At 52.5% G+C, this 20127-nt stretch carries 25 protein-coding genes and 2 riboswitches; of the genes, 17 read left to right on the forward strand and 8 right to left on the reverse strand.

The features are described 5' to 3' along the window. The first annotated feature begins 198 nt into the window (after positions 1–198). The 4 genes from HX821_RS01345 (at position 199) to HX821_RS01360 (ending at position 5128) form a co-directional block, all read left to right on the forward strand. The gene (locus tag HX821_RS01345; RefSeq protein WP_177035163.1) at positions 199–2475 is read left to right on the forward strand and encodes a hypothetical protein; all 2277 of its coding nucleotides are present in this window, start codon (positions 199–201) and stop codon (positions 2473–2475) included. A gap of 110 nt (positions 2476–2585) precedes the next feature. After that, positions 2586–2795 (forward strand): hypothetical protein, encoded by a 210-nt coding sequence (locus HX821_RS01350; protein ID WP_177035164.1) that lies wholly within the window; start codon positions 2586–2588, stop codon positions 2793–2795. 498 nt (positions 2796–3293) lie between these two features. After that, the gene (locus tag HX821_RS01355) at positions 3294–3710 is read left to right on the forward strand and encodes a hypothetical protein (RefSeq protein WP_177035165.1); all 417 of its coding nucleotides are present in this window, start codon (positions 3294–3296) and stop codon (positions 3708–3710) included. 65 nt (positions 3711–3775) lie between these two features. Beyond that, positions 3776–5128, forward strand: coding sequence for a hypothetical protein (locus tag HX821_RS01360; protein WP_177035166.1), 1353 nt, complete (start codon positions 3776–3778; stop codon positions 5126–5128). 348 nt (positions 5129–5476) lie between these two features. Here the strand turns inward: HX821_RS01360 and HX821_RS01365 are convergent, their stop codons facing one another. The 3 genes from HX821_RS01365 to HX821_RS01375 form a co-directional block, all read right to left on the reverse strand. Next, positions 5477–5860: a hypothetical protein gene (locus HX821_RS01365; RefSeq protein WP_177035167.1), complete on the reverse strand. Its 384-nt coding sequence runs from the start codon at positions 5858–5860 to the stop codon at positions 5477–5479. A gap of 90 nt (positions 5861–5950) precedes the next feature. Next, positions 5951–6397 (reverse strand): hypothetical protein, encoded by a 447-nt coding sequence (locus tag HX821_RS01370; protein WP_177035168.1) that lies wholly within the window; start codon positions 6395–6397, stop codon positions 5951–5953. Between the two features lie 42 nt (positions 6398–6439). Then, positions 6440–6832 (reverse strand): hypothetical protein, encoded by a 393-nt coding sequence (locus tag HX821_RS01375; protein WP_177035169.1) that lies wholly within the window; start codon positions 6830–6832, stop codon positions 6440–6442. A 230-nt stretch (positions 6833–7062) separates the two neighbouring features. Between HX821_RS01375 and HX821_RS01380 the strand changes: the two genes are divergently transcribed. The 13 genes from HX821_RS01380 to HX821_RS01435 all read left to right on the forward strand — a co-directional run bounded on the left by HX821_RS01380 (position 7063) and on the right by HX821_RS01435 (position 16020). Continuing rightward, entirely contained in the window at positions 7063–7539 is a 477-nt protein-coding gene (locus HX821_RS01380; RefSeq protein ID WP_122674071.1) for a helix-turn-helix domain-containing protein, read from the forward strand. Positions 7540–8014: 475 nt separating this feature from the next. Continuing rightward, positions 8015–8350 (forward strand): hypothetical protein, encoded by a 336-nt coding sequence (locus HX821_RS01385; protein ID WP_177035170.1) that lies wholly within the window; start codon positions 8015–8017, stop codon positions 8348–8350. 137 nt (positions 8351–8487) lie between these two features. After that, positions 8488–8549: riboswitch (Fluoride riboswitch) on the forward strand. Between the two features lie 138 nt (positions 8550–8687). Next, positions 8688–9071: a fluoride efflux transporter CrcB gene (gene crcB, locus HX821_RS01390; RefSeq protein ID WP_177035171.1), complete on the forward strand. Its 384-nt coding sequence runs from the start codon at positions 8688–8690 to the stop codon at positions 9069–9071. 10 nt (positions 9072–9081) lie between these two features. Beyond that, positions 9082–9405: a DUF190 domain-containing protein gene (locus HX821_RS01395; RefSeq protein ID WP_047338306.1), complete on the forward strand. Its 324-nt coding sequence runs from the start codon at positions 9082–9084 to the stop codon at positions 9403–9405. Positions 9406–9501: 96 nt separating this feature from the next. Then, a riboswitch (Fluoride riboswitch) is annotated at positions 9502–9574 on the forward strand. Positions 9575–9653: 79 nt separating this feature from the next. Continuing rightward, on the forward strand, positions 9654–11000 hold the full coding sequence (locus tag HX821_RS01400; protein ID WP_177035172.1) for a voltage-gated chloride channel family protein: 1347 nt from the start codon (positions 9654–9656) through the stop codon (positions 10998–11000). Then, a complete protein-coding gene (locus HX821_RS01405; protein ID WP_007247311.1) occupies positions 10997–11362 on the forward strand; it encodes a hypothetical protein in 366 nt (121 codons plus the stop codon). Before HX821_RS01400 ends, HX821_RS01405 begins: the two co-directional genes overlap by 4 nt. Positions 11363–11445: 83 nt before the next feature. Beyond that, complete coding sequence (locus tag HX821_RS01410; protein ID WP_029615650.1) at positions 11446–11769, forward strand: DUF190 domain-containing protein; 324 nt, start codon at positions 11446–11448, stop codon at positions 11767–11769. A 42-nt stretch (positions 11770–11811) separates the two neighbouring features. Further along, positions 11812–12078 carry a hypothetical protein gene (locus HX821_RS31705; protein WP_256348470.1) on the forward strand — a complete coding sequence of 89 codons (267 nt, stop codon included), beginning with the start codon at positions 11812–11814 and terminating at the stop codon, positions 12076–12078. A gap of 94 nt (positions 12079–12172) precedes the next feature. Then, on the forward strand, positions 12173–12514 hold the full coding sequence (locus HX821_RS01415; RefSeq protein ID WP_177035173.1) for a hypothetical protein: 342 nt from the start codon (positions 12173–12175) through the stop codon (positions 12512–12514). Between the two features lie 73 nt (positions 12515–12587). Beyond that, positions 12588–13871 (forward strand): phosphopyruvate hydratase, encoded by a 1284-nt coding sequence (eno, locus tag HX821_RS01420; RefSeq protein WP_020193419.1) that lies wholly within the window; start codon positions 12588–12590, stop codon positions 13869–13871. Positions 13872–14227: 356 nt separating this feature from the next. Continuing rightward, positions 14228–14758: an inorganic diphosphatase gene (gene ppa / locus HX821_RS01425; protein ID WP_177035174.1), complete on the forward strand. Its 531-nt coding sequence runs from the start codon at positions 14228–14230 to the stop codon at positions 14756–14758. 108 nt (positions 14759–14866) lie between these two features. Further along, positions 14867–15292 (forward strand): EamA family transporter, encoded by a 426-nt coding sequence (locus tag HX821_RS01430; protein WP_177035175.1) that lies wholly within the window; start codon positions 14867–14869, stop codon positions 15290–15292. Positions 15293–15468: 176 nt separating this feature from the next. Next, on the forward strand, positions 15469–16020 hold the full coding sequence (locus HX821_RS01435) for an arsinothricin resistance N-acetyltransferase ArsN1 family B (RefSeq protein ID WP_177035176.1): 552 nt from the start codon (positions 15469–15471) through the stop codon (positions 16018–16020). A 26-nt stretch (positions 16021–16046) separates the two neighbouring features. On the opposite strand, the gene HX821_RS01440 is transcribed toward HX821_RS01435, so the two are convergent. From HX821_RS01440 to HX821_RS01460, 5 genes are read right to left on the reverse strand one after another with little or no spacing between them, the layout of a single operon-like run. Continuing rightward, on the reverse strand, positions 16047–17123 hold the full coding sequence (locus HX821_RS01440) for an ArsO family NAD(P)H-dependent flavin-containing monooxygenase (protein WP_177035177.1): 1077 nt from the start codon (positions 17121–17123) through the stop codon (positions 16047–16049). 29 nt (positions 17124–17152) lie between these two features. Further along, entirely contained in the window at positions 17153–17575 is a 423-nt protein-coding gene (arsC, locus tag HX821_RS01445) for an arsenate reductase (glutaredoxin) (protein WP_177035178.1), read from the reverse strand. Positions 17576–17595: 20 nt separating this feature from the next. Continuing rightward, entirely contained in the window at positions 17596–18309 is a 714-nt protein-coding gene (gene arsH, locus HX821_RS01450) for an arsenical resistance protein ArsH (RefSeq protein WP_177035179.1), read from the reverse strand. Positions 18310–18356: 47 nt separating this feature from the next. Beyond that, positions 18357–18827 (reverse strand): arsenate reductase ArsC, encoded by a 471-nt coding sequence (locus tag HX821_RS01455; protein WP_177035180.1) that lies wholly within the window; start codon positions 18825–18827, stop codon positions 18357–18359. 16 nt (positions 18828–18843) lie between these two features. Then, a complete protein-coding gene (locus HX821_RS01460; RefSeq protein ID WP_177035181.1) occupies positions 18844–20127 on the reverse strand; it encodes an arsenic transporter in 1284 nt (427 codons plus the stop codon).

Raw genomic sequence — 20127 nt, forward strand, 5'->3', positions numbered from 1 at the left:
GAAAGTCATGACCTCTCTCATGCAGTCACATATCCGAGCGCCGACTAATGGCAGGATGCTATTGCATAGTTCTTAGGGCACCTCGTACCATCCTTGAGCGGGTAAGCCACTCGCTTCTTTCCGCTGGCGGAATCAATAATAAAAAGGAAGCATCTGTGAAGGAACGACGCGCATTGAAGGCCTTTAGGAGCTGTTTCCATGGCTAACCGACAGCTTTCTCCGGATATCGTCGCACTAATCCACCACGTGGAGTTGAACGAGTCAGGCTGGTGGAAAAAAGGTGTCAGCCAGATCGTAAAAGGCGTGCTTTGGAAGAATCATGGTGCAGCGTTGGGGTTGAATGCGCTACATGACGCGATTCGTGCAGAGGCGCCCGGAGCCCTAGGATCTGATGACGAACTTGAAAGGCAACTAAATAATCTCCGTGATCAGGGAACCGTTTCAATCTTGCCTGGGCCAGCCTACAAACTGACTGAGCGAGCTTTTAACGATCTATCTGTTCAAGCTGCCGCTGCACATGCGGAGCAGGATGCATGCGAAGCGGACTTCATTGTGACCTGCCGGGAACACTGTCCAACCCTTGACCCCAACCTGGTATGGAAAGATTTCACTGAGGCGCTTTCTCGAGCTATCCGCGTCAGCGGTGCCAACCTCTTCCGGCTATTAGTTGGCGGAAAGCTGCAAAACGATTTTGATTGGCTGCATAACCTTTTCCACAAAGTGGACGCCGACAACCGAGAGGGTCTGCGTAAGGTTTTGATGTTTTTCTTCAATCCGGGAAATCAAGTCTGTCGAAGCCAGATTCTTCGTTTCATGACGGCCTACTTTTTCGCGGAGGCAACCCGCCTCAACCCTGAAACCCTTGCTGCCATCAACCAGGCTCGTAAGGTGAAAACAATTAAGGTGGTACTGGATACCAATTTCCTTTTCTCAGTGCTCCAGCTTCACGACAACCCGGCTGACGCAGCAGCGTTATCACTCGTTGATTTGGCTCACAAGAGCAACGGGAAGCTGGATATAAAGCTTTACGTCCTGCCGAGCACCCTGGAAGAAGCCAAGCGCGTTCTAATCGCACAACTGCATATTATTGAGCGCATACGGGTCACTCAGGCAATGTCCCGCGTAGCCATGACTCAGCCGCTACCCAGCATCGCCAAAAAGTTCTTCAGCACTGCCGCCTCGACTGCAAATCTTTCTGCAGCCGATTTCTTTCGCCCTTACATTGATGAGCTTAGGTTCATCCTAGAGGAAAAAGGAATAAGCGTACTGGATGCACATCCAAGCATCTATCACACACGCCAAGATGTCATTGACGATGTAATGCACGAGGTTGAGAGGGAGACAAAAGAACTCCCGGAGAAACGTCGCAAAGGGTACGAAGCTCTGCTGCATGACGCCGTACTTTGGCATGCCGTCAACGACCGTCGCCCCCCAAATAATGAGTCACCTTTCGAGACTGAGTATTGGGCAGTTTCCATAGACTGGCGCCTGATCGGCTTTGACCGAGCAAAACGCGCAGCCATCCGCGCGAAGCTGCCGGTGGTACTGCATCCAAGCAATCTGGTTCAGCTCATTCAGTTTTGGGTGCCTCGCTCTCCAGAACTCGAAGAAAGTTTGGTTGACTCCTTGCGCCTGCCACTTTTTTTCCAATCGTTCGATCTTGAGGACGAAAGGGCGACGTTGAAGGTGCTGGAATCAATGTCGAGATTCGAAAATGTTGGAGATCTACCAGAATCCGCCATCCGCGTGGTGCTTACTAATCGGGCGCTTCGCGCACGGATCAGCAATATCGAGGCTTCCAATCAGGAAGTGTTCGAGTTGGTACATGATGAGCTGTTGAGCCACCACCGAAACGTTTCCCAGCAGCTTGAAGAAACCAAGGCCGTACTGGATGAAAAGGAGCAGCACCTGCTCGAGGAGCGGGCGGCCCGTTCTGTCGTTGAAGGTCAGCAGGACATCACTGCCAAACAGATCGCTGATTTAGAGTCCGAGCGGAGGATGGCCGAGCAGAGGGCTCAAGATCTCGAGAATACACAGACTCAGTTGCAGCAGCGTCTGCAGGAAGCTAACGAGGCCACAAACGAGATCCAGGCTCATCGAGACCGTGCCGAAGCCGCTGAGAGATCACTCACACGTATCAAATATGTCGGGATTTTTCTCGTGCTTCCCACCCTACTAGGTGTGGGTATTTATTTCTTGAGCAGTGCTTTAACACCCGAAATGCTGCCGGTGATAACCACAGATACAAGGGTACTGTGCTTGCGACTTTTCGCAGCCACTCTCCCTCTCACTTTAGCTTTCTGTTTTTCAGCGAAATATGTCGAGCCCAAGCCTCATCTGAACTCTTGGAAGCTGAGCAAATTCTTGAGCTGGGTCGGCACTAAGGTGATCGTTGCCCCAGCATTGATCGCTGGCGAAGGTATCTTCACTGGCGGGACATGGGATGGGATCAAGGCGCTGCTCGGTATTAGCTGATACGGATCTGGGCCTACCTCTCGGTGCGCCCTGCCTCCCTGTCCTGTCCCAGCGACGACCAACGCCCTATTCCCCTGTTGCTATGCTCGGCTTAAAACAGGAGTGAAAAAGTGGCTAGCGAATACTCATTATCAGACGTCCTGGAAAGGATGTACGAGAACCAACTCGCCCTTGAGGCCGCCCTGATGGAGCTGACCCTCCAGGTCGAAGCCCAGGGGCATGCGCAAGTCGGTGAGAACGTTCGCGGTGCGCTTTACACAATAGGCGAGAACGCCGGCCACATAAAACAGGGCTTGGCCCGCCTCAAAAAGCTTCCATGAGGCAGCCGCTATTTGATTTTGTTCTCAAACGCGTTACCAACCAGCTACATCACAGGAAAGGCCGCCATCAATTTTCCGCATCGGGAAGCACTGAAGGTGGTTGGCATTTCTTGTCCTGCTTCGACCGAGAATCTGGCGTAACAAGTTAGCTGGCCGTGGCTGGTCTGTTGAAGGCCAACGGCTGTACATGACGGATCATTACAGGGCTGCAGCGGACATGATTGTTAAATGGGCACTGAGCGAGTGCGTTCACTGCAGCGTTGAGATTGATGATTGGCCTCCCTCTCAAACGGAGAAACAGCGCCTGATTGAGCTTCTAGATACGCGAAGGTCAAAGCCTCTCCAAGGTGGCAGATTGCAAAAAAGTAGAGACTTGGCTAAGTACATAAACCTGAAACCGGGATAGAAGCGTGCCATCAATATTGACGCTTATCTAATACCGTATGAACATTGCAGCCTATTAATTGAAAGCACTTTGAATCTATGGAGAAGTGAAGAATGAAAAAGCCACATAGCACAAATTACAATCCTGATCACACAGAAACCAGCAAGCTAATTATTTTTTTGATGATCGTTGCTGCCTCCATCTTTGCTACTACTATAGTGCTGTGTGTATGGTTCAGCTGGGGAGCAGTCCTAGGATTTTCACTGTTTTCTACATGCTTCGGACTTTTAATGACAGCTGTGCTGACAATAACAAAATTAAGTGACAAACGCACTTTTTGGCTTACTCTCTTGGGTATCTTTATGTCTGCCGCAGGTTATATTGCATGCTTGCAGGGAGTTTTCCATCCTGTCTCACAGCTATATTTAAAGACAAATCAGAGCTTTGAAGTGAGCCCTGACACTGCCAACTGCAAATACGTTGTCGCGAAGAGTTCATTGATTTGTGATGTGGCGGTTCAACCTAAGTAGAATCAAGTCTGTCTTTACACTTAATAAGCGTGCAGTCAGTATTCTCACGCTAAAGAGGAACCTTTATGAAGTTGGAAATACTAATTTACGACGCTTTCGTGTCATTTAGTAAGGCGCATACAGGTGAGGAGCCAGCCTCTCCTAATTTCGTCACAACAAAAGGTGGCTGGCAGATGAGTGTCAGTGGCGCTACAGAAAACAAAATCAAGTTCGTTTCGTCAGCTCTGTTGAAAATCGGTTGGCCTGATTGTATTAAGCTTGATATAGCGGAGCATCATGGTTTAATCAAAAAGGCCATGGTTGGAGTGTATGCCGAGTTTTTAGAGTCTGGCACGAGTCCGTGTGCAATTAGGTATTTCTTACCTGCCTACTTGAAAGGCGTCATAAAGCCATCTGTGGCAGAGCTGGCATCTACATCAGCCCGTGACTTCACGTGCCACTTACCTGCTGCGCTCACAGGCTTAGAGCGTAATGGGCCTTTTATCCTGGGGCCTGTTGCAATTTTTAAAAAAATGGATTGGATTGATTCTGTTGATTTTCCTGCTAGTGCGCTGAACTATTTAGGGGTAGATAACTCTGACTGGCGTGAAAACTTAAAAGCGGCGCTGGTTGATAAAAGTGTACTACTAAAGCCTCTGAATACTTCGCTTTTTGGTGTACTTACTAAATCAGGAAGTATGATCAAGGTAACTACTTCAGGTTATGGGCAGGCCCTCTCTCACAAGCTCTCCACGATTGCAGCGAGGACTGCACTTGACTCCATATCACTAATAAGTGGTAGTCATAAAATGTTTAGAAGCCTTACTCTTTATACTGAGAGAAGACCTCCGATCTTAACACATAGCATAGTTGAGACAGATGGGTTTCTTTGGCATGCCGGTGCTAAACTATCTGACGAAATCAATCCGTTTCTACTCAGTCTTGAGAATTTGAGTTGTAACCAGAAAAGATTTTTAGATGCGGTAGCTAAAATATTGACAGGCCTCTTCAATATGAACGAAGGTTGTCCTGGCCTCTGTCGGCGATGGTCGACAGCACTTGATTGGCACGGTGAAGCATGCCGGGAGGTGAATGACCAGATAGCGATTGCAAAATTTGGTACTTGCTTAGATGTATTAAGTAGTGGGGGTGGAAAAACCCCCGTGATAGCAAATATGGTTTCAAATTTAACCAAGATTCCTGTAAATGATAATGTTGTAAATATTGGTGAAGCGCTTTCTCTTTATAAGGCTATATCCAGGATTTATGAAAATGGCAGGTCTGAAATATTGCACGGTAATAAGGTTGATAGGATGAGTTCATTTGAAGAGCTAAGGGGTATGGCTGAGCATTTTTCTAAGATTACTCTTGTTAGCGCAGCTCTAGCTTTTTTTAATTATTCAGGCGCGGATTCAGAAAAAGCTTTCTGCGACATGTGACTTACATTCTATTGGAGCACCTACGACGAGACGGCTTAGAGCAGATTTACACAGTTTACTCCAAGCCGCTTAACCTGACGTTTCTGTTAAGTTATTGAATTATGGGCGGGATGGCTCTGCCTCGAAGCTATAAGCCGCCCCGCTAAGTGGTTATGCGCAAAGCGTACGTGCCGCGCGTTGCCATCAAGTTACGATGGCAGGAATTTAACCGGAAAGCCTTGCGAAGTAGTCTCTCTACCAAGACCATGCAGGGGCTCGGAGGAAGTGCTCCTGGCTGCTGACATAGACGCGCAGAGGATTGATGTGATTATGCAGAAGGCACCGCTGATGGCAAAGTAAGCACGACCACTACTGAAGTACCGGTGGTGTGAAATGTTGCTGCCCATGTGAAAGGCGCAAAAACTCCCGCAGGCTCGCCCGTCCATTTTCCCGCTGAAACGTCGCAAGCACGTACCGAGAGTTAACAGTCGTCAGCACCCAGAATCGTCCCTCGCGCTCCGCTTTGATGACGTCAGAAGTCCGGATCAGGTGACCGTCGCCGAACCGTCCATATTGGTCTTTACGGTTGTGACCAAACACGACGCCTAATCCAGCACGAGCCTTTATGGATACTCCGCAGAGATAGGCTGTTATCGGTTTGTCGAAGCCTTGCGCCTGTGCTTTTAGGATTCGTGCGAGATCGAAATCTGTATGTCGTTTTCCATGAAAGTTCACATCCACAGTGTTCAGCATAATTGCGCTCCTTTTGCAGCCAGTATGGCGTTACCAGGAAAACCACACGCAACCAACTGTGCTGGTATCGTGCAGAAATCTTTGTAAATCTCAGGCTGTACGAATCATGTTTGCGTGATAGATCGGACGAAGGTTGCTCAGCACATCAGTGTTGAAGCCAGGTTGGTGAGAGCTGTGGTATTTGGAGCCGGTCTCCACCTCTAGCAGGCACACAACACACTCGTTTTGGTCTTCACCAAGCGTCACTTTGGTCAGTTTCTCCATGCGCCAAACTCCCGTGCCATTCATGTGGGAAGGTGTGACTACTTGCACCTCTGTGATGATCGTCTCCGCGTCCTGGGCAATCAGCAGTTGCTGAAGCCGTGGTTCGCTGTCGATCATCAGAACCGCCTCTGAAATTCTGTCCTCGTAAATGGCCTGGACAGTTACGTGATACCAGTGATTACGAAGCACTTTGGATACCTGATGCCACTGGTATTGACCCTCACCGAACATGCCCGGTAGGCCCAGCATGTCGGCGTCGTGTGTTCTAAACATCGTATGTCCTTGGCCTGAAGGGGCTCCGATATAGAGCGCAGGTTAGAAGAGGGAGAAAACGTCTTTCAGGCTTGCGAGCTGTTCATGACCAGGGCCAATCAATACGTAAACAGAGTTTCTGGTCTCGAACGCAACACCGTCGTGGAGACCGGTGCACATGCTTGAACGAACCCAATCGCCGCGTTCGAAACGACCTTGGCTGTCCTCTGCCACGTTGTGAGCAAACAGGATCATCGGGAGCTGGCCCGCTGCATGGCATTTGAAGAGTTCGTCGCGGGTGACTTCAATGCGAAATATTGTCCAGTCTCGAACCAAGCAGTAAGGCTTTTCGGGAAAACGTTGGTTCGCCAGCGCTCGTGCATCAGAGCTGCTCGACAGGCCTTCCAGTGGTGTACGTGGCCCCTTCATAAAGTCGGGTTCTACGACGCTAGCCATAAGGCCTCCCCTCAGTAATTAACATCAAATTGACAATTCAACCCTCTCTACCCGCCGCTCACGATGGCTTGGCTGATCCACGACAGGGCTGCTTTTTCGTGGCCTTGGCGCATGGGTAAAGCTATTAAACCTCTAGATAAGCCCCAAGGCAATCATAATGAACCTGATTGGGCGTGTTATGACGCTTCTAGGTGTGGCTTTATCCTCGGATTTGGTTGGGGAAAATACCGATGGATGCGGCAGAAGCACTGGCTGTCGTGGTTCGTGGAATTCGCAGAGGCCAAGGTCTGTCCCAAGAGGACATCAACAATCTTGGGCGCTCTCATTTCAGCCGTATAGAGCGCGGAGAAGTCAGTATTGGACTCGACGTCCTGGTGAGGCTCGCCGGGATCCTAGACCTCGATCCGGCTACGCTCCTGCTGATGGCGACCTCCATGCAAAATCACGAGTCATTCAAGGACGGCCAAAAACGTCTTACGAAGCAACTCGCAAGAATTAGGAAGGCAGGGATCGATCTTGAGATTGAGTCGCAGGCTCGAACTGGAAAGCCACGTCCTGGGCGGCCAGCTCGTCCTGATGCGGCTAGAAATGCCATTGAAGCCAATCGATTGAAGCAGTGGGGAATTTCTGTTGCTGAGATCGCGGAAAGGTTGGGGCTTTCTGAAGCGACTGTTCGTAGGTATTTGAAAACAACCAAGCCCGAATAGCCGTGATTTTTGAATGACCAGCACCAGACTGAAAATGGCCCAAGAAGGTTTGCTGTGGAGGACTGCTCTGCAACACCTTGGCCCCGCAGGGCTTCATCACATTGTTGTCGAACTATGGACAAAGGCAGAGCCGCGAGTCCGCGCAACCGTCGAGTACCTGGAAAGTCTTCACATTGGCAATGAGGTGCTGAATATACTGAGAATTGCCCAAGTATCTGTCGGTGCGGTAGTACCTTACAGGCCGCTAGAGCCAGACAGAATCGCGATCTATTCCGCTCACGCCGAGCATCTTGCCGACAAGTTGTTGCGGGCCATGCCTGTCGAAAAGCTGCCGCCCAGCTTGAAGGGTGCCAGGCTTGAGGTCGATCTAGGAATGTAGGTCGAGCGCGGGGCGATTCATACACGCTTCCAGTGGACACGCTGGAGCAGCCATCCTAGTAGATCGAGCTGATTACCGCCCCCTTTGAGATGTTCTATGAACTCTGAATTAACTGAAGAAGAAATGCGTCGTGCGTTATTCGGTACGCCTCAGCCCGAGGAGCAGATGCCCGCTCCTGTAGCAGAGGAGCCAGTGGAAGAAGTTGTGCTCGCGAAATCGGAGGTCGCTCCAGCAGCCAAGAAGAAAACGGCAAAAACATTCACGCCCAGGCTGAAGGTCACGTTACGCGTTGGAAACGAGTTTGAAGGGAAAATGGTCGAGTTGATTCACGAGGCTGATACGTTGAGCTCGTTGCTTGCTGAGCAAGAGGCTGTGAAGGCTGCTAGGAAGAAGTACAAGTACGTGGACGTGGTATCGGTTAAATCCATGTAAATGCGCGCCAAATGACCTAGTCGTGCAAAGGGTCGGCCCGTACATGGATCATTGATCAAACATCTTGCCTAGCCTAAAGGGCCTTCAGATCGCTTGCATGCAGCTGCTCTTGATGCCATTGGCGCTGATGCTATAGGATCAGATCAGGAGATGGCATTCCTCCTTTAACCGCCTTCGTGCTGATGATGCCTACGTGAACCCTGGACAGGGTGCGTAGGTGTATCCGCTTCCTGTCCCCAATCTAGGACAGGATTATGATCCTACTACCCCAGTCGTCACTCCCGCGTTGTGCTTACCTGGTATCTACTTGGCCTAGGTCTGACGAGGTGAGCCCGCCATGCTGAAATCACTTGTAGTTATCGCCGTTGGCGCGTCACTTGGTGCCTGGTTGCGCTGGCTCTTGGGCATGAAGCTAAACGCTCTGTTTCCGACGATTCCCCCAGGCACAGTGGTTGCAAACATGGTTGGGGGCTACATCGTTGGCCTAGCCATCGCGTTTTTGGCCGCATCTCCCACCCTGAGTCCTGAGTGGCGTCTGCTGATCATCACGGGTTTCTGTGGCGGGCTTACAACCTTTTCCACGTTTTCGGCAGAAACAGTTGCCCTGATCCAGGAAGGCAGGCTGCTGTGGGCGCTCGGTTCGGTTTCATTGCACGTCGTGGGCTCGCTGGCGATGACGGCTGCCGGGCTTCTGTCCTATCAAATGATCGGTACGCGTTGAGGAGATGAAAATGAAAGGTTTTCTGGTGATTTTCTTTACCCAACAGAACCGTCGTTATCAGGGAAAGATGCTCGGCGACTGGATCGTAGATTTGGCGAAAGAAATGGGACTACGTGGTGCGACCCTATCTACGGGTATCGAGGGTTTTGGGCATACCGGTCGGCTACACTCCTCCCATTTTTTTGAACTGGCGGATCAGCCTACCGAGATTCGCATGGCTATCACCGAGGACGAATCTGAACGGTTGTTCGTACGATTGGAGCTTGAGGAAATCTCGGTGTTTTACATAAAGACTCCAATTGAAATGGGCTTCGTCGGCAAAAAAACCACCTAGTCCGGCATCCTTTTACCAAGCAAGGCTTCAGGAGATCTTCCTGTGCTTACTGCCTCCGTAACATGATTTTACATTTTGAGCGGAGCTAGCTAAGATCGACGGATTGGAGATGGCATTCCTCCATTAACCAACCGCTGCGCCCGTAGCAGCTGATGATGCCTACAGAAACCTGATCAATCAGGTCTGTAGGCGTTCGCGCTCAGATTCCCTTTTTGGTCAGGCCCACTTACTTTTTTGTGGCCGGCCAAATGTCTAAATTTCGACGACCTGAACAACTCGACTTACTGCCCTATATAGCGAAATGGCTTGCGCTTGCTGGTCTTGTAGCTCTTTTGGCAGGCTCTGCTTCTGCGTTATTCCTCCTTTCTTTGGATCATGCCACCCAGTGGCGAGAAACCCATCCCTGGGTAATCTGGCTCCTGCCAGTGGCCGGCTTTGCTGTGGGACTTGCATATCACTTGATAGGCAAACCCGTTGATGCCGGAAACAACCTGATCATCGATGAGATCCATGATCCTAAGAAGATCGTGCCTTTGCGCATGGTGCCGATGGTGCTGATCGGAACCGTGGTTTCCCACCTTTTTGGTGCATCTGTGGGACGTGAGGGGACGGCGGTGCAAATGGGCGGTGCCCTTGCCGATCAACTGACGCATGTCTTCCGTCTGCGCCGCGAAGACCGTCGGGTGATTCTCATGGCCGGCATCAGCGCTGGCTTTGCGTCCGTCTTCGGCACACCCCTCGCTGGAGCTTTGTTCGGACTTGAAGTGTTGGCCATTGGACGTATGCGTTACGACGCGCTTTTTCCATGCGTGGTTGCGGCAATCGTTGCTGACCAGGTGGGGCAAGCCTGGGGCGTGGTTCACACGCATTACGTCATTGGCGAAGTGGTTCCGGTGCAGCTGTGGAGCGTCATGGCTGTGGTGGCAGCTGGGATTGTCTTTGGCCTTACCGGCCTGCTATTCGCGACAGCGACCCACAAGCTCGGAGCCTTCGTTAAGCGGCTTATCACCTATTCACCATTAAGACCCTTCGCCGGCGGCCTGCTGATCGCAGTCGCATTGTGGGCGCTCGGTAGTAACCATTACATCGACGTTGATAAGTACATCGGGCTAGGCATTCCGAGCATCGTCCAATCCTTTCAAATGCCAATGGCCCCTTGGGATTGGCTTGGAAAGATGGTGTTCACCGTTGTCTCCTTGGGCACTGGATTCAAAGGCGGTGAAGTGACACCGCTGTTTTACATCGGTGCCACCTTGGGGAATGCGCTGGCTCCCCTCTTGCACCTTCCCTTCGGCATGCTGGCTGGTATCGGCTTTGTCGCCGTCTTTGCCGGTGCAGCTAATACGCCACTGGCAACCATCGTCATGGCCATGGAGCTCTTCGGGCCCGAAATTGCTCCGCTTGCAGCCATTGCCTGTATCGCAAGTTACCTCGTATCCGGACACACCGGGATCTATCACGCCCAGCGCGTCGGCCACAGCAAGCATCACCGTCCTCTTCCGGAGGAAATCCGGCTCTCTGATATCAAGCAATTTCATGCTCAAAGTGAATCCGCCAGCGAGCGGAAAGTGACTCTTGTGGGGGAAGAGAAATGATTGAACATCACCAAGATCGCCTGACAGCTTTGCAGCTCTATTTTCCTGGTGCTAGCAGGGCTCGAGTGACTAATTTCTGGCATCACCTGAGTGCGCCCGCGCTTGCCCAGCATCTACTTAAAGTGGCCCAAAAAGCCAAGATTGAGCAGGTCATGCTCAAACCGATTTCTGCAGGCTATTTGCCGGGCCATCGCATTTCCCATCATCACCCGGAGCTTGGTGATATGCGTCATCCCCAGTGTCTGGAATTGCTGGATACAGAGGGCAAGCTGCGCACGTTCCTGCGCGACCACGCTGACGAGTTGCGCAAGGTACGAGCAGTTCTTCTCTTATGCGAATTACCGCTCAGTGAGGCCTTGTAATTCAGTTCGAAGAAACAGTTCGCAAATGAAGAGGCATGGGCGACCAGGCGTTGGTCGCTCTCGCCACATTAGAGGATGTTGCCATGAACGGCTTTCAACTGACGTTTTTCACTGAACAGAGTACCAACTACCAGCACCTTCCACTGGGGGAGTGGCTGGTCGACTTCGCCAAGCGACAAGGTGTTCTGGGAGCAACGCTGGTGAGCGGTACGGAGGGGCTAGATCATTTGGGGCATTTGCATACGGCGCATTTCCTCAGCGGTGCCGATCATCCCGTCACGGTGACTATATCCACTGATGAAATTGGGTGCGACAGGTTGCTGGAGGCATTGGCCAAGGAGTCGTTTTCACTGAGCTATATCAAATTGCCCATCGAATACGGTCGAGTGGGCCAGGCGAATAACTAAAAAACACACCTTGTTGGACAACAAATAAAAAGGATAAACGCAATGTACCGAGTTTATAACCTACGTCCACAGCCAGCCCCTGCTAACTCGGCTCGTGACAACAGGCGGCTTCTCGTAGGACTGGTTTTTTGGTCACTTTTTCTGGCTGGCCTCGCAGGCAGTCAAAAGGTTTCGAGTGAGGGATGGTACATCGTCACCTCGCTCGAAGGCGCATTGGTCACGATGCGTATGCCCAGTGAAAAGTCCTGCAAGGCCGACGTAGCCCAGACCTGCGTACCGGGCTACGAGCTGAGAGCACAGCAACATTGAGCGCGATGGCGGTTGGCAATCCAAAGATGAGATCGCGAAATGGAGCTCACCGACGTCGGCTCATCAAAATCATTTTAGAGAATTGGGAGACCACATGAGCGCAGTGACGCTGAGCATCGTATTCGGGCTTGTGATGGGCAGGTTTTTCACAGGATCCGTCTATGAGTTCGCCGCGCTTTTCATCGTAAGCGTTGGAGTGTCCTTGCTGACCTTTCATCTGCTAAATCAAAGGCGCGCCAGGCTACAAGCCCAGACGGCGTATTGCTGCTCTGTAATGGTTGCTTCAAACCAAATGATGGAGCTTTTCCAGATGGCAAAAAGAGAGCAGTTCATGCCCTTGGTGGGAGAGATTCCTGAACTAATTATTGGAGGCTTCTTGGTTCCCGCAATTGCGGTGTCGGCAGTGCAGCTGTTCAGGATACTCATGGAGAGCTGACGTCCGACATAGAGGCCTCTCAACGGTTTCACATCGTTAATGACGTTCCCGAATCGTTACTTGGAGAAGATCTATGAAAACGCAAATCCAGGCCATTCATGCACGTGAAATTCTCGATTCACGCGGCAACCCTACCGTTGAAGTCGACGTCACCTTGGAGTGCGGCGCCATGGGCCGGGCTTCAGTACCGTCCGGTGCCTCTACAGGCGCTCACGAAGCAGTTGAGTTGCGTGACCAAGATATACAGCGGTATTCCGGCAAAGGAGTTTTGAAGGCCGTTAGCAATGTAAATACCGAAATACTTGAGTCTTTGAGAGGCCTGGATGCGGCTGACCAGGAACAGATTGATCATCTGATGATTAAGCTGGATGGAACCTCTGATAAATCCAGGCTTGGAGGAAACGCGATCTTGGGCGTGAGCCTCGCCGTTGCCAGAGCGGCGGCTTCTGCGCTGAACTTGCCCTTGTTCCAATATCTGGGCGGCGAGCAAGCAGCAAGAATGCCCGTCCCAATGTTCAATATTCTCAATGGCGGTGTTCACGCCAACTGGCAAGGCCCTGACTTTCAGGAATTCATGATTGCACCTACAGGGGCTGGCAGTTTCAAGGAAGCCTTTCGTTGGGGCGCTGAGGTGTACCACGAGCTGAAAGTGGTGCTTAAGGACGCCGGCTACTCAACTGCGGTCGGAGATGAAGGCGGCTTTGCTCCGACACTCAAGAAAAACTCAGATGCCATTGAGCTGATCATCAAGGCAATTGAAAGGGCCGGTTACGCCCCTGGATCTCAGATCGAGATCGCTATCGATCCAGCATCCAGCGGTTTCTATGAAAACGGTCTTTACCATCTGCGTTCGGAAGGTCGTAAGGTCGATGCCCAAGAGCTGATTAGCCTCTATTCCTCCTGGGTCGACAAGTACCCGATTGCGGTACTGGAAGATGGCCTCGCGGAAGACGATTGGTCAGGCTGGAAGCTATTGAATGCTGCTCTGGGTGACCGGATCGAGTTGGTTGGAGATGACCTATTTGTCACCAATGTCGAACGGATTCAGCGAGGCATCACAGAAAACGTCGCCAATGCCGTACTGATCAAACCCAATCAAATCGGAACCCTGACTGAGACCAAGGCCGCCATCGAAATGGCCTACGGGGCAAATTGGGGGGCGATGGTTTCTCATCGTAGCGGGGAGACGGTGGACAGCTTCATCGCTGATCTGACTGTCGCGATGGGGACTGGCCATCTCAAGACAGGAGCTCCATGCCGGGGGGAGCGGGTCGAAAAATACAATCAGTTTCTGCGGATAGAAGAGCACCTGGGAAGCCGTGCCATTTATGCAGGACATGATGCATTTGTGCGGTGATACCCACCGATTTGAGGCCAAGCAGATTGACGCGAGAGAGAAGTAATGACCCCGTCCGAGAAGCTAGTCGAATGGAACAAGAGATGGAGAATCCAAAGCGGCATTGTCATTTGTCGAAAGTGCGCGGCTCAGCAGCCCGAGACATTGAGTAATCAACCATTCGCCCATGGCTTTGGCTGTGCTGAGGTCAGCTCGCAATTTTCGCAACCTTGGGCTGACTTGGATGCGATCAGAAGGTTATTTGTCGTATAGCCAGTAAATCTGTTGGTTGGTCAGCGTAAAAAATCGAATCACGTGTATCCGTTGGCAAAAAAGTCAGCGGCCTTTGCCTTTCATAGACGCTTGGAGATATGAGCATGAGCTACACGGACATTCCAGCTGGTAACGCGATTCCCGATGACTTCTTCACCGTTATCGAGATTCCTGCAAACCACTCGCCGATCAAGTACGAGGTGGACAAGCCAAGCGGACAGATCTTCGTTGACCGCTTCCTCAGCACGCCTATGTTCTACCCGGCCAACTACGGATTCATTCCAAATACGCTCAGCGATGACGGCGATCCTCTCGACGTGCTAGTGATTTGTCCTTACCCAGTATCACCTGGCGTTGTCATTCGTAGTCGCCCGGTTGGTGTGATGTACATGACGGACGAAGCTGGAGCGGATGCCAAGGTGATCGCTGTGCCTCATGAAAAACTCAGCTCTATGTACAACGACGTTAAGGAGTGCTCAGACCTCCCTGCATTACTCCTCGCGCAGATCCAGCACTTCTTCGAAAACTACAAGGCGTTGGAGCCGGGTAAGTGGGTGAAGATGGGCCGCTGGGGAAGCGCAGATGAAGCGCGGGAAGAGATTCGCAAGTCGGTCGCGGCGTACATTCCGAAATAAGTCATACGCCAAATTGACTGCGTTAGCCGGGAGTAGGTACTGAGGGGCAAGTGATTTGTGATTGGCCTCTCAGTCGCTTGCACATCAAATGTTCAGGGAAATACACGCATGGAAAAATGGGTAGCTTATGCCTTCATCTCAATGTTTTTTGCCGGGTTTACTTCTGTGATTGCAAAGATTGGACTCGCAGGCATTTCAGCTGAGCTTGGTCTAACAGTTCGCACCCTGTTTGTGTGTGCCTTTGTACTCGTATTCGCGGCCTGGGCTGTTCCGACACAGGAGGTGGCCAACATCACAAGCCGAAATCTGTATTGGCTGGGACTGTCTGGCGTTACCACTGCCTTGTCGTGGATCTTCTACTACAAGGCACTGAAGGTAGGGGATGTCGCCACGGTGGCACTGATCGATAAAGGTAGCGTGATCGTTGCCATGCTGCTCGCAGCCCTAGTGCTCAGAGAGGTCATCACGTTGCGCATGATTGCAGGCGCGGGCCTGATCGTGGCGGGGCTGCTGGTCATAGCCAAGAAGCCCTGACATGGATGCAAAGTGAATACTCAGCGATGTCGCTAAAACATTTGACGGTCTTAATCAGAACCGATCCAAATGGAGATTGCGACGATTTCAAGAATGCCCACGACTTCAAATTTCGAACATGTCCAAAGCTAAACTAAAAAGGGTAATGTTCAACTTTCGAATCAGGGACGACATACATGGCTTTGAAAATCCGTACGGCAGTGGTGGCAGATGCTGTAGCCATCCAGCGCATTTACGCCCCCATCGTTTCAGCAACGGCGATCTCGTTTGAAGAGATTCCGCCAAGTGCTGAAGAAATCGCTCAGCGAATAGCGACAACGCTTCAGATTTATCCCTACTTGGTGGCCGAAGAAGGTGGGGAGATCAAGGGCTACGCCTATGCCAGCCAGCACCGCGCACGTCCGGCCTACCGGTGGGCGGTGGACGTGACGGTTTACATAGCTGAATCGGCTCGCCGACAGGGCGTTGGCCGTGAGCTCTATGAGACTTTGCTTCCGATCCTTGAAAAACAGTGCTTTCGCGCAGCTTACGCCGGAATTGCTCAACCCAATGAAGGCAGTGTGGGTCTGCACGAGTCGCTGGGATTCGTCCATATCGGGACATATCCGGAGGTAGGCTTCAAGCTCGGGAAATGGCACGACGTCGGTTACTGGCGGCTCGGGCTGTGCCAGACAACTCCTCCACTGGAGCCTATTCTCTTTCCTGAGCTTGAAGTCGCATCACAGTAGGCGCACTCGATTTGCGTCGCGAGCGATCAGAGTTCGCTTTTGAGATAGCTTTGGACTTGGTTGACTACATCTCGAGCGGTGCGTGTCACTCCGATCAATGTAGCGGAGGCTAGCCCCGTCCAATCGCCGTAGCCCACCAACCACAGATTAGGTGAAGCAACACTCCGGTTTTCATTCACGGCGACTTTGCCGTCATCGCCAACGATACCCAGGTTGCTCAGGTGGTCGAGCGCTGGAGAAAATCCAGTACACCAGATGACGGCATCGATCTTCGTCTCGGCCCCCGCCGATGGCCACACAACACCTGTTGAGGTGAAATGCGTAAATGGCCGCACCGTGTTCAGCACGCCGCGTTCGCGAGCTTCCTTTACCGGTGGCACCATTACAATGTCTCCCAGCCCTCCAACGGGCTGTTGAGGCTCAATCCCATCTTGTTGCGCCTTCAATCTAGCAGTGGCCCGCTCGAACAGGACGCGGCCATCGACCTCATCTGGAAGATACTTTGGCGCTTGCTGAGTCACCCAGGTTGCGTGAGCCACCTTTGAAACTTCGGCGTAAATCTGGGCACCCGAGTTACCACCGCCAACGACCAGCACTGCCTTCCCTTCGAACTCTCTCGGCCCAACGTAATGGGCGGAATGGATTTGCTGCCCCTCGAAAAGCTCCTGCCCTGGATAGGTTGGAATAACCGGACTGCTCCACGTGCCTGTTGCACTGATGACCGCTTTGGCATCCCAGTAAGTATCCCCGGAAAAAACGCGCAACCCGCCTTCGATGTTCTCGACATGGGTCACCCGCGTGGAACGGATGATGGGGAAGTCATATCGGCGCTCGTACTGAGTTAGATAGTCGACAACATCGTCCCGCCCAGGAGTCCCATCGGATACTGCTGGCATGGGCCAGCCGGCAATTGAGCTCCAAGCAGACGGCGAGAATAGTCTCAGAGAATCCCACCCATGCCGCCAGGCCCCTCCCGGTGCCGACTCGGCGTCGAGTAATACGTAGGAAAGGCCTGTACGCCTCAAAAAATAGGCTACGGTGAGCGCGGATTGGCCACCGCCAATGACCACTACATCAAATTTCGAGTTTTGATTCACCAGCATCTCTCCAGGCCCATCTGCTTTACATCGGTTTAAACCCTACGGCCATTCTCATCAATGACGACTTGTCCGTCTTCTTTGACGAAGCTGCCGCGCTGCTCCTGCGGCAGAAGGTCGAGGACTGCCTCTGACGGACGACACAAGCGTGTGCCCAAAGGCGTCACGACGATGGGGCGATTGATCAGGATGGGATGAGCCATCATGGCATCAACGAGCTGTTCATCGCTCAGTGATGCGTTGCCCAGTCCCAACTCTTCGTAAGGAGTGCCCTTGATACGCAGCAGGGCTCGCACCTCAATACCCATATCCTGGATCAGCCTCACCAGCGTGGCGCGATCAGGTGGAGTTTTCAGGTATTCGACGATGGTCGGTTCTTCTCCGCTGTTGCGGATCAGTTCCAAGGTGTTTCGAGAGGTGCCACATTGCGGGTTGTGATAGATCGTGATCTGGCTCATACAATTCCCTCGCCCAGGCATTAAATGGAAAGCTGATTGACGCGCTTGGATAACTCTTCGGCGGACTCTTTACGCTCGGAATAGCGATCAACCAGGTAGTCCTGCCGATCCCGCAACAGCAGCGTGAACTTCATCAGTTCTTCCATCACGTCTACCAGGCGGTCGTAGTACGAGGACGGCTTCATACGGCCTGCCTCATCAAACTCGGTGAATGCCTTGGCAACGGAAGATTGGTTCGGAATGGTGAACATCCGCATCCATCGTCCCAGTACCCGCAGCTGATTGACCACGTTGAAAGACTGCGAGCCGCCGCAGACCTGCATCACTGCAAGGGTCTTCCCTTGCGTAGGTCGTACAGCACCTATCGCCAGCGGAACCCAGTCAATTTGGGCTTTGAATACTGCACTCATGGAGCCGTGACGCTCAGGGGAGCACCATACCTGCCCCTCAGACCACCGCATCAGCTCACGCAGCTCGGCAACTTTAGGGTGGGTGTCGGGAGCATCATCCGGCAGCGGCAGCCCTGACGGATCGAAGATCCTAGTTTCGGCACCAAATTGCTCCAGAAGACGTGCGGCCTCCTGTGTGACCAATCGGCTGAAAGAGCGCTCTCGGGTCGAGCCATACAGAAGGAGGATTCGAGGTTTGTGGATCGACAGGGACGCCGGGGTCAGTTGCTCCACTGAAGGGATGTCGATCAGATCGGCGTGTACGTTCGGCAATGTGTCTTGCATATAAACTCCTACGACGGCGCCCAGCGGGGCGCTGCCTCGGTTGATCCTCAAAGCGAACCGATGCGGTTCAGTTCAGCTTTGAGCTGGTCAGCACTCATTGTCTTCAGCGGCAGGGCAAGAAATGCACTGACACGCTCGCGGATCTTGGCGAGCGTGGATTCAAACGCGCCTGTAATCTCGGCTTCCGATCCGGTGGTTTCGGACGGGTCGGCCAAGCCCCAGTGCGCCTTCAAGGCTGCCCCTAAAAAGATAGGGCACGCTTCACCCGCTGCCCGGTCACAGACGGTGATCACGATGTCTGGAGGCGAGCCTTCAAAAGCATCCGAAGCCTTGCTGCTCAAGCCCGCAGTGGAGATACCCGCCGCCTCCAGCGTTTGCAATGCCCGTTGATTCACCCGGCCACTGGGAAAGCTTCCTGAGCTGACGGCTTCTACACCCTCGGGCGCCAAGTGGTTGAATAGCGCCTCGGACAGAATGCTGCGGCAGCTGTTGTGAGTGCACATGAACAAGACTTTCATCAGACGATTCCTTGATTCAGAAACTGAGGCGCAGTGCCAGGGCGGACAATGTGGCGACGAGGATGGGCACGGTCAGCACGATCCCGGTCTTGAAGTAGTAACCCCAGCTGATCGTTATGTTTTTCCGGGCGAGCACGTGCAGCCACAACAGAGTTGCCAGACTGCCAATTGGCGTGATCTTTGGGCCTAGGTCGCAGCCAATGATGTTGGCGTACACCATCGCTTGCTGAACGACGCCATCAACTTCGGCGGCATGAATGGATAAGGCACCAACCAGAACCGTAGGCATGTTGTTCATGATCGAAGACAGCACCGCTGTTAGCAGCCCTGTACCTAGGGACGCGCCCCAAACGCCATAACCGGCGAACACGTTCAGGATCTGCGCGATGTGGTCGGTCAGACCGGCGTTTTTCAGGCCATAAACAACCAGGTACATACCCAAAGAAAAAATCACCACCTGCCATGGCGCCTCTTTGAGCACCTTGCTTGTGTTGATGGCGTGACCACGAGCCGCGATGACGTAAAGAATGAATGCACAGACCGCTGCAATGGCACTGATTGGCACCCCCAATGGCTCAATGACAAAGAAGCCGATCAGGAGTAGTGCCAACACCCACCAGCCGGCTAAAAAAGTGGCCCGGTCGTGGATTGCCTCGTCCGGATTGTCCAGTTGGTTGAGGTCATAGGTCTTTGGTAAATCTTTGCGGAAAAACCACAGCAACATGACTAATGTCGCCGCCACGCTGACGAAGTTTACCGGCACCATGATCGAAGCATATTCGTTGAAGCCGATATCGAAGTAGTCGGCAGAAACGATGTTGACCAGGTTGGAAACCACCAGCGGTAAGCTCGCCGTATCGGCGATAAAACCGGCTGCCATAACGAATGCCAACGTAGCAGCAGGAGAAAAACGCAGCGCCAGCAACATCGCGATCACAATGGGTGTGAGGATCAATGCTGCTCCGTCATTAGCGAACAGGGCAGACACCGCTGCGCCCAGCAGGACGATAAATGCGAACAGCTTGCGGGTGCTCCCGCCTCCCCATCGGGCCACATGCAGCGCAGCCCATTTGAAAAAGCCTGCCTCATCAAGCAACAGACTAATGATAATGACCGCGATGAACGTTCCGGTAGCGTTCCAGACTATGCGCCATACCTCCGGTATGTCTGCGAGCGTAACGACACCTGCCAGCAACGCCACGATGGCACCGAACATCGCACTCCAGCCAACCCCAAGCCCCTTGGGTTGCCAGATGACAAGGACGATGGTGGCAATAAAGATCAATACGGCAATCAGCAT

Source organism: Pseudomonas sp. B6001 (genome assembly GCF_013386015.1).
In the GTDB taxonomy this organism is placed as follows: domain Bacteria; phylum Pseudomonadota; class Gammaproteobacteria; order Pseudomonadales; family Pseudomonadaceae; genus Aquipseudomonas.